Source organism: Emticicia sp. GW821-FHT11C11 (assembly GCF_058808615.1).
Genome location: NZ_JBXARV010000002.1, coordinates 1,015,795 through 1,028,449 on the forward strand (window position 1 = coordinate 1,015,795; position 12,655 = coordinate 1,028,449).

Here is a 12,655-nt window from a genome sequence, read left to right on the forward strand (position 1 = left end):
CTAAGGCTTCTTAGAAATAAAAGCAGAAAGATAGGACTTTTGTTTTATAAATCAGCCGCTTCTCCCTGTGCGGGTATCAATATATTGTTAAAACCGGCCAATAATAAACGGTTTTTAAATGCTAGTTGATTGGGTAACTCGCCGTGCACCAGAAAAAGTTTTTTAACTTTTGAGGCATCCTGACAACTCAGATACGTGATCAGTTCGGAGTAATCTGCATGGGCTGAAAACGAATCCATTGTTTCTATCCTGGCATTGACCCGGTGTACTTCTCCGAATATTTTCACATGCTCGGGTTGTGCCTTTAACGCCGCACCCAGGCTTTCAGGCGAGCAATATCCTACCAGTAATATGGTATTGTGGGGATTTTCAATATTATTGGCAATATGGTGTTTGATGCGCCCTGCTTCTGCCATACCAGAGGCAGAAATAATTATGCACGGCTCTTTGTAAGTATTCAGCGCTTTTGACTGATTCACTTCACTGATATAGTGCAGGTTATCGAAGTCAAAGGCATCACCATCATGTTTGATATAGGCCAGTATGTCAGGATTAAAACATGATTCATTCCTTTTCATGACCATCGTTGCTTTTACTGAAAGCGGGCTATCGACGTATACTGGTATTTTAGGCAGCCTACCCTCGCTTGATAGCTGATCCAGCGCATATACCAATTCCTGGGTACGGTCTACTGCAAAAGCCGGAATGATTAGTTTACCCCGGCGAACAACACAGGTGTCGTGCACGATCCGCAACAGATGTGCTTTCATGTCTATTTCAGGCTCATGTAGTCGGTCGCCATAGGTTGATTCACAAATAATGTAATCGGCCTGAGGGAACGGCTCAGGGCTACGCAGAATTTTATCGTCAGGTCGGCCTACATCTCCTGTAAAAAACAAGGTCTGAGTTTGGTCTTCTTCCTCAAAGGTCAGATAAATACCTGCACTACCTAATATGTGCCCGCTATCGTAATATTCTGCTTTTACTCCTTCTTCCAGATAAAACGGTGTACGATAACCCACCGTTTTAAACAAAGCCAAAGCATGGGTCACATCATCTTCTGAGTACAGCAGTTCTAACAGCGGTTCTCCTCTTTTGTGCCTTCTTTCGTTGACACGCTCCAAGTCTCTTTCCTGTATATACGCTGAATCATACAGCATTATTTCACACAGGTCTTTTGTAGCATAGGTGGCGTATATATCACCCCTGAAACCTTTTTTTACCAGCCTTGGTACAAGCCCTGTGTGGTCTATATGTGCATGGCTCAGCACTAGAATATCTATCTCTTTGGGGTCAAACCCAAATTGCAGGTTTAGTTCCGACGTGTTAATTCCCTGAAATAATCCGCAATCCAATAAAATTCGTGTTCCCTTCCGGGTTGTAATAAGATGTTTACTACCTGTTACTCTTTGCGCCGCTCCGTAGAATTGAATTTTCATTTTGTTTTTCAAATAATATCCACAACAAATAAAAACATTTACGAGAAAAGCGAAGTGAAAATACTTTTCTCATTTTGACAAATGTATTTATAAATATTTTTACTTACAGATTTGACTGCTAATTTTGACGAAAATTTTGCAGACAAATACGAATTTAATCCATAAAATTTCTATAAAATGTTTCGTCTTGATAACAAAGTAGCTATTATCACCGGAGGAGCGAGCGGCATAGGTCTTTCTATTTCCAGACTATTTGCGCAGCAGGGAGCAACGGTGCACATATTTGAGTTAAACATTGATCAGGCCGAACGCGAAGCTGACCTTATTAATGCCAATGGCGGCGAAGCCTATTTTCATAAAGTAGATGTTTCGAAGCAAAAAGAAGTAAAGAAAGCAATTGAAAAAATAGCCAGAGAAAACGCCATAGATATTCTGGTAAACAATGCCGGTATTGCTCATGTGGGAACAGTAGAAACCACAAGCGAGGAAGACTTTGACAAGGTTTTTAACGTAAATGTAAAGGGTACTTACAATTGCCTGCAGGCGGTTATACCTTACATGAAACACAACGGGGGCGTTATTCTGAATGTGGCTTCTATTGCGGCTACGGTTGGGATTCCGGACAGATTTGCTTACTCTATGAGCAAAGGGGCTGTTTACACCATGACCTTACAGGTAGCTAAAGATTATCTGAAATATAACATACGTTGCAATAGTATCTCTCCGGCCCGTGTACACACTCCTTTTGTAGATGGTTTTCTGAAAAAAACTTATCCGGGCAAAGAGAAAGAAATGTTCGATAAACTTTCAAAAACACAGCCTATCGGCCGTATGGCAAAACCGGAAGAGATTGGCTCGCTGGCAGTATATCTCTGCTCGGACGAGGCCGGGTTTATTACGGGTTGTGATTATCTGATTGACGGCGGATTTGTAAAGCTGAATAATTAAGCGATTAGATTTTCGGCTTATCGCAACAGATTGCTGCTCAATAATGTTCTATTGAAAATTATTCGAATTTTATCTCATGCAAAAAGTAGATTTTTTAGTAATAGGTTCCGGCATTGCTGGTTTGAGCTTTGCGCTTAAAGCAGCGGTGAAAGGAAAGGTTTTGATTTTAACTAAAGTAAATGCCGACGAAACCAATACTAAATATGCTCAGGGAGGTATCGCTGCCGTTTTTGACGCTGAAACTGACTCCTTCGAAAAACATATCAATGATACGCTCATTGCCGGCGATGGGCTTTGCGACAGGAAAACAGTGGAAATTGTAGTGACTGAAGGCCCCGACCGCATTCAGGAATTGATTGACTACGGCACTAATTTCGATAAGCATGGCTCTGAATATGATTTAACACGTGAAGGAGGGCATTCTGAGAAAAGAATCTTACACTATAAAGACATTACGGGTAAAGAAATAGAAAGAGCACTGCTTGAGCAGGTGAGTAAAAATCCGAATATTGAAATTCTGACTCATTATTATGCAGTAGAAATCATAACCCAACACCATTTGGGTATAGAAGTTACCCGCGAAACCAACGATATTACCTGTTTTGGCGTATATGCCCTGAATGTACATACCGGGCAGGTAGAAACCATTTTATCGAAAGTCACCCTGATGGCCAGCGGGGGAGCAGGAAATATTTACTCAGCCACGACGAATCCTGTGATTGCTACCGGCGACGGTATAGCCATGATTTACAGAGCCAAAGGCCGGGTGCGCGACATGGAAATGATACAGTTTCATCCGACTTCTCTTTATAACCCGGGTGAATACCCGAGTTTCCTGATAACCGAGGCTGTAAGAGGAGAAGGCGGCGTGCTTAAAAATAAAAAAGGCGAGGAGTTTATGCAAAACTACGACCCTCGCGGTTCTCTGGCTCCCCGCGATATTGTTGCCCGTTCCATCGATGCCGAAATGAAAAAAACGGGTGAAGACCACGTTTATCTTGATATTTCGTTCAAGTCTAAAGAGTTAATTCTACAGCATTTTCCAAATATTTATGAAAAATGCCTGAGCATCGGGCTTGATATCACCAAAGATATGATTCCGGTTGTGCCTGCTGCTCATTACCTGTGCGGGGGCATATTGGTTGATGAATACGGGCGGTCAACCATTCATCGGTTATTTGCCTGCGGTGAGTGTTCTTCTACCGGTTTGCATGGCGCTAATCGTCTGGCATCTAATTCATTACTTGAGGCTGCCGTTTTCGGTAACATAATTGCACACAAGGCTATAGATGAGGTTGATAAAATAAGATTTCAGGAGAACGTGCCCGACTGGAATGAATTTGGTACGGAGCAATCGAACGAGGAAATTCTGGTTACTCATAATCTGAGAGAATTACAAAGAATGATGTCTGACTACGTAGGTATTGTACGCTCTGATTTCCGTCTGGAAAGAGCCTTGCGCAGATTGAAGCTGATTAAAGATGAAACCGAGGAGTTTTATAAAAAAACCAAGCTTTCGGTAAAACTCTGCGAACTCCGTAATTTAGTACAATGTGCCGAACTGGTTATCCGCTGTGCCATGAAGCGCAAAGAAAGCCGGGGATTGCATTACACTACAGACTACCCTTATAAATTAGGGGGTAAGCCAGAGAATTCGGTATTATAACACGTATTGTGTTACCTGAAAATTGAGTATATTTGATTTCTATTCAATCTATAAACTCATATACTCAATTCTATGAAACTTCTACTCCTGCTATTGCCTGTTGCCGTCTTTGCCCAGGCACCTAAAAATGTTGAAAGTACGCTAGAAACCATTGACATAAAAACGGGCAAAAGAACTGCCTTACTTAAAGAAAAACGCCACTTTGAAGCCCCGAACTGGTCGAGAGACGGAAAATACTTTATCATCAATTCAGGCGGACTTCTTGAAAAAATAGCAGTAAACGGTGAGAAACAAGGTACTATCAATACCGACTTTGCTAACCGCTGCAATAATGACCACGGTATCAGTTTTGACGGCAAGATGCTCATCATCAGCCATAACGATAGCCGCATGCAAGGCACTCCAGGAGGCTCTTCGCGCATTTTTACACTCCCTATTGAAGGCGGAACGCCTCAACTGATTACAGAAAAAGCTCCTTCGTACTGGCATGGTATATCACCCGACGGACAAACACTGGTTTATTGTGCTTCAAGAAACGGAGAGTTTGATGTGTACAGCATACCTGTAAACGGTGGTGAAGAAAAAAGACTGACTAATGCCCCAAGTCTGGACGACGGCCCGGAATACTCTTATGATGGCAAATACATCTATTTTAATTCGCATCGCACCGGAAAAATGCACATTTACCGCATGAAACCCGATGGCAGTGAACAAGAACAATTGACTAACGACGAGTACAGCAATTGGTTTGCACATCCTTCACCTAATGGCAAATGGATTGTATTTATTACTTACCTGGAAGACCAGAAAGCGGCACATCCTTTCGGTAAAGATGTAAAACTGCGCATAATGGATCTGAAGACAAGAAAAATAAAAGATTTGACAGACGTATTCTTCGGTGGGCAGGGAACAATCAATGTACCGAGCTGGTCGCCGGACAGCAAAAAACTGGCTTTTGTAACTTATCATGTAGATAAATAAACCCTTAATTCCTTACTCCGATGGCTGAAAATCTATCTCGTCGTTCGTTTATTCAAAATCTGGGCGTGGGACTCGGCACCACTGCTGCTGCTTTCACCATACCCTCTCTGGTGAGTATTCCGGAACCTAAACCTAAATATGAAGGCAAGAAACTGGGCATTGCTTTGGTAGGCCTTGGTAGTTATGCTAAATATCAATTAGCGGTAGGGTTAGAACAAACGCCGAATTGCTACCTGGCAGGAATCGTGACAGGGACTCCTTCAAAAGCCGAAGAATGGATGAAAAAGTATAACATTCCGAAAAAGAATGTATACAACTATCAGAATTTCGACCAGATCGCCGACAACAAAGATATTGATATTGTGTATGTGGTATTACCGAATTCGATGCATCCTGAATTCGTAATCAGGGCAGCCAAAGCTGGCAAACACGTGATGTGCGAAAAGCCTATGGCCAATACGGTAAAAGAATGTGAAGAAATGATAAAAGCCTGTAAAGATGCAGGTGTACAACTGGGAGTGGGATACCGCATGCACTTTGAGCCTTTTACAAAGGAAGTTATCCGGATGAGCCGCGAGAAAGTTTTTGGCGACCTGCGTTTCATTCAATCGAACTTTGGTTTCAGAATCGGTGACCCAACGCAATGGCGATTGAAAAAGTCTATGGCCGGAGGTGGCCCGCTGATGGATGTAGGCGTCTATTGCGTCCAGGCTGCCCGTTATGTAACTGGCCGCGAACCGCTGGCGGTTTCGGCACAATTTGGCCCTATTACAGACCCTGAAAGATTCAAAGACGTGGAAGAATCTCTCTCATGGCAGTTTGATTTTCCGGAGGCTGTAACTGTCAATGGCTTTACTTCCTATAAAACCAATATTGAGCAACTGTTTATCACTGCCGACAAAGGCTTTATACACCTCAGCCCTGCTTACAGCTATGGGCCAATCAAGGGACGAACCAGTCAGGGTGAGTTAAATCTGCCTATCGTGCATCATCAGGCCAATATGCTCGAGGCAATAAGCAGAGAGTTTCAGGAAACCAAAATGTTCCCTGCACACATTTCAGGAGAAGAGGGTCTGAAAGACGCGAGGATATTATTGGCTATTTATGAAGCTGCCCAAACCGGGAAGAAGATTAGTTTGGTGTAAATATATGCAACAAACAAAATAGCTGTGCCTCTCGAGACACAGCTATTTTTATTTAAAGCCTACTATTTATCAAAGTTTCGGCGCTGCCGGTTTATGCGGTATATCAAATGTATTGGCACCTTTTACTTTCACTTTTCTGCGATACACCTTATCTACACAAGTAATATACATTGTATCAAAATCAGGGCCGCCAAAGCACAGGTTAGATACCTGACCTTTGGTTTTAGGTACCGGAATAATGGCATTGACACGGCCGGTCTGGTCAAGTACCTGTATTCCGCTAAGCGTGGTTACGTAAATTCTTCCGTCGCGGTCACATTTCAGGCCATCAGACCAGGCGTTTTCATCCACATCTCTTACATGCAGCCAGCCGAATTTCTGCTTATGTGCAAGTCGCCCATCCGGCTGAATCTGATACACCCACACCCAATGAGAGGCCGATTCAGTTACATACAGTTGTGTCTGATCCGGCGAAAGAGTCAGTCCGTTGGCAAACTTTAGTCCTTCATCTACCTCTACCTTTTCGCCATTCGGCCTTATTAAATACAGCTTACTCGGGTTGCTGACACCATTGGGAGCTGTTATGTAGATGTTCCCGTTTTTAGCTACTACAATGTCGTTTCCTGTCTGGTTATCGGCTACTATGGTTTCTTTACCTGACAGATCGTAGCTTAAAATCTGTTTTGTTCCTCCTGCCACTACATACCGTTTGCCATCAGCACCAAAAGCTGTACCGCTGGATTTCTTCGCATCAATATCCAAAGTAGTCAGTTTGCCGTCCAGGCCTACCTTATATGTTTTTGAGTTGGGGATATCCTGATAAAATACTTCTCCTTTGGCATTGGCTGCTGTGCCCTCTGTAAAAGTGTAGCCCTCTCCTACCAACTCCCAACCTTGGTTCTCAAGCAGAATATCACTCAAAAACTGATTTTTAGAATTGCCAATCGCTACCGGTTTAGGATAATCTTTCCAGAGCCACCGCATGGCTTCCGGGAAAAGAGCAGTGCCATGTTTGCCATTATGTGCGCCTTCACCCCACACATGCTTCACTTCATAGCCGGCAAAAGTTAACGCTCTTTCCATCGTTTCGTTGGCTTTCCACCAATCGCCCGCATAAATGTTCAAATCGTTGGTTCCATCCTGTAAAAATATCCTGATTGGCTTCGGCTCATATTTACGAATCAGGGTTGAATATTCGTTTGCTCCTCTCAGACCCACATAGGTACCAATGGTACTGAAAACCCTTGAGAAAGCATCCGGTCGTTCCCAGGCAGCTGTAAAGGCACAAACGGCTCCGCTGCTGGCACCCCCAATGGCCCTGTCGTTGGCATTTTTCGATAGGCGGATTGGTCGTCCGTCGCTGGTTTTTTTCTTCTCTATTTCAGGTAGCAACTCTTCCAGAATAAATCTTGCATAGGCATCACCCAGACCATCGTATTCAAAACTACGGTTGAATCTGTCGAGCGCTGTTTCAGTATTGGCTGCCCGCACTCTGCCATGCATCACAAAGACACCGATTGTAACTGGCATTTCTTTCTTATGAATCAGGTTATCGAACACGGTCGGGGCCTTCCATTGTACGCCATCCTGGTTAACATACACACAGGCAGGTTTGTCGGGCGTATATTGTGCCGGAATGTATACCCAGTATTCTCGCCAGGTACCCGGGAATATCTTTGAATCCTGAAACTCAAATTTAAGGACTTCACCTTTCGGTACACCTGCCTGCTCTACAGAAGCGGGGTCTTCGGGATAATTTTCGGTGGGAGTCTGAGCATAGGCACCCATTTGCCAGCAGGCAAACAGGATTATCAATATTTTTTTCATGGAATACTGAGAAGAAATAGGTGAATAGATTAACCAAATGTAATAAAAACTTTCGAATCTAAATTATTGCTGCTCAATAATATACATCTCTATTTAACTGTTAAATAATGATTTAACTGCTAAAAATATAACCCTGAAGAACATTAGGTAATAACTGACTGGGAGACGTAATGGCTTAAGTTCTAATACATAATCTGCAAAAACCATGGTCCGGAGTATGTGCAATAAATAAAATATCCAAGTATTATTTATTTTGAAAATAAATTATCCTAATTTTGCATCAATTTTAGAAAAAGCAACCATATTAACATTTTATTAAGGATAAATTAACTTAAAGATATGTCAGCAGCAAAAAATTACGTTCCTTACAAAGTAAAAGATATTTCATTGGCCGATTGGGGTCGCAAAGAAATCAAATTAGCCGAAGCAGAAATGCCGGGTTTGATGTCGATCCGTAAAGAATATGGCCCTTCAAAACCATTGGCCGGTGCTCGTGTAGCAGGTTGTTTGCACATGACCATCCAGACAGCCGTTTTGATTGAAACATTGGTTGAATTGGGCGCAGAAGTGACCTGGTCGTCATGCAATATCTTCTCAACGCAAGACCACGCCGCTGCTGCCATTGCCGCTGCCGGTATTCAGGTATATGCCTGGAAAGGTCAGACAGCCGAAGAATTCGACTGGTGCATTGAGCAAACCTTGTTTTTTGGTGAAGAACAAAAACCATTGAACATGATTCTTGATGATGGTGGTGACTTAACCAATATGGTTTTTGATAAATATCCGGAACTGATTGGCGACATCAAAGGTCTTTCGGAAGAAACAACTACCGGTGTACACCGTTTATATGAGCGCCAGAGAAACGGCACTTTGCACCTTCCTGCCATTAACGTAAATGACTCTGTAACGAAGTCTAAATTCGACAACAAATACGGTTGTCGCGAATCGTTAGTAGACGCCATCCGTCGTGCTACCGATTTAATGCTGGCAGGTAAAGTTGCTGCAGTAGCCGGTTATGGCGATGTGGGTAAAGGCTCAGCCGATTCATTACGTGGAGCAGGCTGTAGAGTATTGGTTACTGAAATTGACCCGATTTGTGCATTACAAGCCGCTATGGATGGTTATGAAGTAGTTACTATGGACGAAGCCGCTACCCGTGCCAACATCTTTGTAACAGCTACCGGAAACATCGATATTATCCGTGACCGTCACTTCAAAGCTATGCGTGACAAAGCCGTGGTTTGTAACATTGGTCACTTCGATAACGAAATCGACATGGCCTGGTTGAACCAAAACTATGGTCATACCAAATCGACTATCAAACCACAGGTTGATATGTATGAAATTGACGGTAAAGAAATAATTATTCTGGCTGAAGGCCGTCTGGTAAATTTGGGTTGTGCAATGGGCCATCCATCATTCGTGATGTCGTGTTCGTTCTCAAACCAGACACTGGCGCAATTAGAATTGTGGAATAACAGTGAAAAATACGAGAAGAAAGTGTACGTATTACCTAAGCAACTGGATGAGAAAGTAGCTGCTTTCCATTTAGCTCACGTAGGTGCTAAATTAGATACGCTGAATATCGACCAGGCTGCTTACATTGGTGTGGCAGTTGAAGGACCATTCAAATCAGAAATGTATCGTTATTGATTAACGGTATTGATAAAACATCGGGCGGAGGTTTCTTTAGAAGCCTCCGCTTTTTTATTCTGATGATGGCAGACAACCTCAGAAATTTTTAGAGAAATAAACCCCTGTGAGAATTTATTTTCAAAAATCAACCCGGAATTAATCGAATTTAAACGAATATTGTGCTTCAAACCAAGTCATTTTTCATGAACCTAAAATTAAAATCGAAGCTTCGTAAAATCACTACCTTTATTTTAGACATAGACGGCGTATTGACCGATTCGACCGTTATAGCATTAAGAGGAGGCGAACTGGCCCGTACTTTTAATGTGAAAGACGGCTATGCAATGGGTAAGGCCGTGAGGTCAGGCTATAATATTGCCATTATATCAGGCGGGAAAGAAGAGAGCGTGCGCGAAAGACTGTCGCCGTTAGGTATAAAAGATATTTTTCTGGGCGTACGCACCGATCAAAAGCTTTCTGTTTTCGATCAGTATCTGATAGATAATGACCTTAAGGCCGAACAAGCCATTTATATGGGTGACGATTTACCTGATTGGGAGATTATGAAACACAGAAATGTGCTTTCAGCCTGCCCGGCAGATGCCGTAGCCGAAATTGTAGAAGTTGCCAATTATCGTTCAACTAAAGATGGTGGTAAGGGCGCTGTAAGAGAGGTAATAGAAATGGTAATGAAAGAACAGGGAAAATGGATGAAGATATTTTAATCTCTTACATTTTATATACGGCGAATAAATTCACCGGCTACAGAAACAAAGGTTAGTTTTAATGTTTATACCGACTTAAGTCGGTCTGTATATACAAAAAAAACCTTTGTTCAGGTAGCCGCCCAATTAATTGGGTGAAAGTACAACAGTTTTATCAAAACCCGACAGGTTTCAGTTTCAGTCCTGCTGTTTCTTCTAATCCGAAAATCAGATTCATATTCTGCACAGCCTGGCCCGATGCCCCTTTAGTCAGGTTATCAATAATACTGCTTATTAACAGGTTATTGCCATGTTTTTCCAGATGCAGAATACATTTATTGGTATTTACCACTTGCTTTAAATCTATTTCAGACTCATCACTTATGTGTGTGAAAGGGTGCCCTTCATAGAAGTTTTTATATAGCTCCTGCGCTTCTTCTATTGTTCCTTCAAACTTCGTGTACACATTGGCCATAATACCTCTGGTAAAGTTACCGCGGTAAGGTATAAAGTTAACCGCCTTGCTGAAATCTGACTGCAATGATTGAATACTCTGGTTGATTTCTTTCAGATGCTGATGAGTAAACGCCTTGTAGATTGAAATGTTATTGTTTCTCCAACTGAAATGTGTGGTTGCAGAAAGCGATTGCCCCGCCCCTGTGCTGCCCGTAATGGCACTCACATGCACATCTTCTTTCAATACCCCTGCTTTGGCAAGTGGTAACAAAGCCAGTTCTATACTGGTAGCAAAGCAACCCGGGTTAGCAATCTTGCTGGCGGTCTTTATTTTGTCTTTTTGGAGTTCAGGCAGGCCATAGGTAAAGCCATTGCTTTCATCACGGAAATCGGTGCTCAGGTCAACTATTTTTATTTTTTCAGGAATAGCGTTTTCAGCCAGAAACTTTCTCGACTCGTTATGTCCTGAACAAAGAAACAATACATCGGCTTTGCTGAAATCCTGTTCGTCGGCAAATGCTAAATCTGTTTCTCCCAGTAAATCACCATGCGTAACGTATACAGGTTTACCGGCCTGGCTCTTAGAGTTTACAAATACTATGTTGGCGTTGGGGTGGTTCAGTAATATTCTGAGCAATTCTCCTCCGGTGTATCCCGCTCCTCCAATGATTCCGATATTGATTTTCATAAAACAAGTAAAATAGTTAATGCAATGCTGTACGTTTGCACAAGCTGATTGCGAAAAAGTAATGTCTCAGTTAACGGATTATTAGTACTAAAAACACCCTGTTTACCGGGTATAAAGTATAACAACAGATAGTTTGCAGAAGTTTCTGCTGCAAATTTAAGATTTTTTAAATGTTTGTTAGCCCGGTCTTTAAAATTTTGCACTTATGTATCAGATAAAACTTATATTTTTGGAAAAAAATCAAACCCCTGTCAAATGGTATTTTTAGAAATCCCCTGGAATGTCAATCCTATTATTGCTAAACTTGGTAGTTTTGAATTGCGCTGGTATGGATTATTATTTGCTTCCGGCTTTCTGATTGGCTATCAGATTATGACCCATGTCTTCAAAAAAGAAGGGAAACCGGAAAAAGATCTTGATGCGCTTTTGTTTGTGATGATTATAGCCACCGTGATTGGTGCTCGTTTCGGACATTATTTCTTTTATGAGTTTGATAGTTTTCTTCAAGACCCCGCGAAATTTCTGGTTGATATGATTGTGCCGCCCTATAACGGGTTGGCAAGCCACGGGGCTACCATAGGTATACTAATAGCTTTGTTTCTTTATAGCCGAAGACATAAAGATCAGCCATTTCTGTGGGTAACCGACCGTATTGCGATAACTGCTGCTTTAGGCGGTTGCTTTATCCGTTTAGGAAACCTGATGAATCATGAAATTGTAGGTAAACAGAGCGATGTACCCTGGGCGTTTCGTTTCAATACTTTCAGCCTGAATCCTGACGGGTCGTTAAAAATGACTCCCGAGGCTTTTACCCGCCACCCTGCACAGCTATATGAAGCCCTGTCATGTCTGGTTCTTGCGGGTTTGTTGTTCTTTCTCTGGAACCGATTTAAAGAAAAAACACCTCACGGATTATTAGTAGGTACATTTCTGGTATGGATATTTACCTTGCGTTTCTTCTACGAATTCCTGAAAGAAAATCAGGAGACATTTGAAGACAATATGTTCTGGAATATGGGTCAGCTTCTGAGTATCCCTGTTGTTTTATTTGGTATCGGTATTCTCATATATTCGCTTACCAAAGGGAGAAAAGATGCCGAGTATTACTCAACCCATACATTTGAAAAGACCAGCTCTAAAAAATAAAGCAATAAGCCCCGTAAGTT

General features: G+C 42.2%; 10 protein-coding genes. 7 read left to right on the forward strand and 3 right to left on the reverse strand.

The annotated features are described in order from the left end of the window. Positions 1-44: 44 nt before the first annotated feature. A complete protein-coding gene (locus AC1RRY_RS14250) occupies positions 45-1,439 on the reverse strand; it encodes an MBL fold metallo-hydrolase RNA specificity domain-containing protein (protein ID WP_492819665.1) in 1,395 nt (464 codons plus the stop codon). 177 nt (positions 1,440-1,616) lie between these two features. Between AC1RRY_RS14250 and AC1RRY_RS14255 the strand changes: the two genes are divergently transcribed. The 4 genes from AC1RRY_RS14255 to AC1RRY_RS14270 all read left to right on the forward strand — a co-directional run bounded on the left by AC1RRY_RS14255 (position 1,617) and on the right by AC1RRY_RS14270 (position 6,179). After that, entirely contained in the window at positions 1,617-2,387 is a 771-nt protein-coding gene (locus AC1RRY_RS14255; protein ID WP_492819663.1) for an SDR family NAD(P)-dependent oxidoreductase, read from the forward strand. Positions 2,388-2,463: 76 nt separating this feature from the next. After that, positions 2,464-4,053, forward strand: coding sequence for an L-aspartate oxidase (gene nadB / locus AC1RRY_RS14260; protein ID WP_492819661.1), 1,590 nt, complete (start codon positions 2,464-2,466; stop codon positions 4,051-4,053). Positions 4,054-4,125: 72 nt separating this feature from the next. Then, a complete protein-coding gene (locus tag AC1RRY_RS14265; RefSeq protein WP_492819659.1) occupies positions 4,126-5,034 on the forward strand; it encodes a TolB family protein in 909 nt (302 codons plus the stop codon). 20 nt (positions 5,035-5,054) lie between these two features. Next, positions 5,055-6,179, forward strand: coding sequence for a Gfo/Idh/MocA family protein (locus AC1RRY_RS14270; RefSeq protein WP_492819657.1), 1,125 nt, complete (start codon positions 5,055-5,057; stop codon positions 6,177-6,179). A gap of 69 nt (positions 6,180-6,248) precedes the next feature. Here the strand turns inward: AC1RRY_RS14270 and AC1RRY_RS14275 are convergent, their stop codons facing one another. Further along, entirely contained in the window at positions 6,249-8,006 is a 1,758-nt protein-coding gene (locus tag AC1RRY_RS14275) for an SMP-30/gluconolactonase/LRE family protein (protein WP_492819655.1), read from the reverse strand. A gap of 339 nt (positions 8,007-8,345) precedes the next feature. Between AC1RRY_RS14275 and ahcY the strand changes: the two genes are divergently transcribed. Together ahcY and AC1RRY_RS14285 are read left to right on the forward strand one after the other, a co-directional pair. Beyond that, on the forward strand, positions 8,346-9,659 hold the full coding sequence (gene ahcY / locus AC1RRY_RS14280; RefSeq protein ID WP_492819653.1) for an adenosylhomocysteinase: 1,314 nt from the start codon (positions 8,346-8,348) through the stop codon (positions 9,657-9,659). A gap of 185 nt (positions 9,660-9,844) precedes the next feature. Next, positions 9,845-10,366, forward strand: coding sequence for a KdsC family phosphatase (locus tag AC1RRY_RS14285; protein WP_492819651.1), 522 nt, complete (start codon positions 9,845-9,847; stop codon positions 10,364-10,366). A gap of 154 nt (positions 10,367-10,520) precedes the next feature. Here the strand turns inward: AC1RRY_RS14285 and argC are convergent, their stop codons facing one another. Further along, positions 10,521-11,489 (reverse strand): N-acetyl-gamma-glutamyl-phosphate reductase, encoded by a 969-nt coding sequence (gene argC / locus AC1RRY_RS14290; protein WP_492819649.1) that lies wholly within the window; start codon positions 11,487-11,489, stop codon positions 10,521-10,523. Between the two features lie 255 nt (positions 11,490-11,744). On the opposite strand from argC, the gene lgt reads away from it, so the two are divergent. Beyond that, a complete protein-coding gene (gene lgt / locus AC1RRY_RS14295; RefSeq protein WP_492819647.1) occupies positions 11,745-12,635 on the forward strand; it encodes a prolipoprotein diacylglyceryl transferase in 891 nt (296 codons plus the stop codon). The last annotated feature ends 20 nt before the right edge of the window (positions 12,636-12,655 follow it).

What these genes read in the sequence shown, in the direction of transcription:
- AC1RRY_RS14250 (WP_492819665.1), bottom strand. Translation starts at nt 1,439, where the DNA reads ATGAAAATTCAATTCTACGGAGCGGCGCAAAGAGTAACAGGTAGTAAA.
- AC1RRY_RS14255 (WP_492819663.1), top strand. Translation starts at nt 1,617, where the DNA reads ATGTTTCGTCTTGATAACAAAGTAGCTATTATCACCGGAGGAGCGAGC.
- nadB (WP_492819661.1), top strand. Translation starts at nt 2,464, where the DNA reads ATGCAAAAAGTAGATTTTTTAGTAATAGGTTCCGGCATTGCTGGTTTG.
- AC1RRY_RS14265 (WP_492819659.1), top strand. Translation starts at nt 4,126, where the DNA reads ATGAAACTTCTACTCCTGCTATTGCCTGTTGCCGTCTTTGCCCAGGCA.
- AC1RRY_RS14270 (WP_492819657.1), top strand. Translation starts at nt 5,055, where the DNA reads ATGGCTGAAAATCTATCTCGTCGTTCGTTTATTCAAAATCTGGGCGTG.
- AC1RRY_RS14275 (WP_492819655.1), bottom strand. Translation starts at nt 8,006, where the DNA reads ATGAAAAAAATATTGATAATCCTGTTTGCCTGCTGGCAAATGGGTGCC.
- ahcY (WP_492819653.1), top strand. Translation starts at nt 8,346, where the DNA reads ATGTCAGCAGCAAAAAATTACGTTCCTTACAAAGTAAAAGATATTTCA.
- AC1RRY_RS14285 (WP_492819651.1), top strand. Translation starts at nt 9,845, where the DNA reads ATGAACCTAAAATTAAAATCGAAGCTTCGTAAAATCACTACCTTTATT.
- argC (WP_492819649.1), bottom strand. Translation starts at nt 11,489, where the DNA reads ATGAAAATCAATATCGGAATCATTGGAGGAGCGGGATACACCGGAGGA.
- lgt (WP_492819647.1), top strand. Translation starts at nt 11,745, where the DNA reads ATGGTATTTTTAGAAATCCCCTGGAATGTCAATCCTATTATTGCTAAA.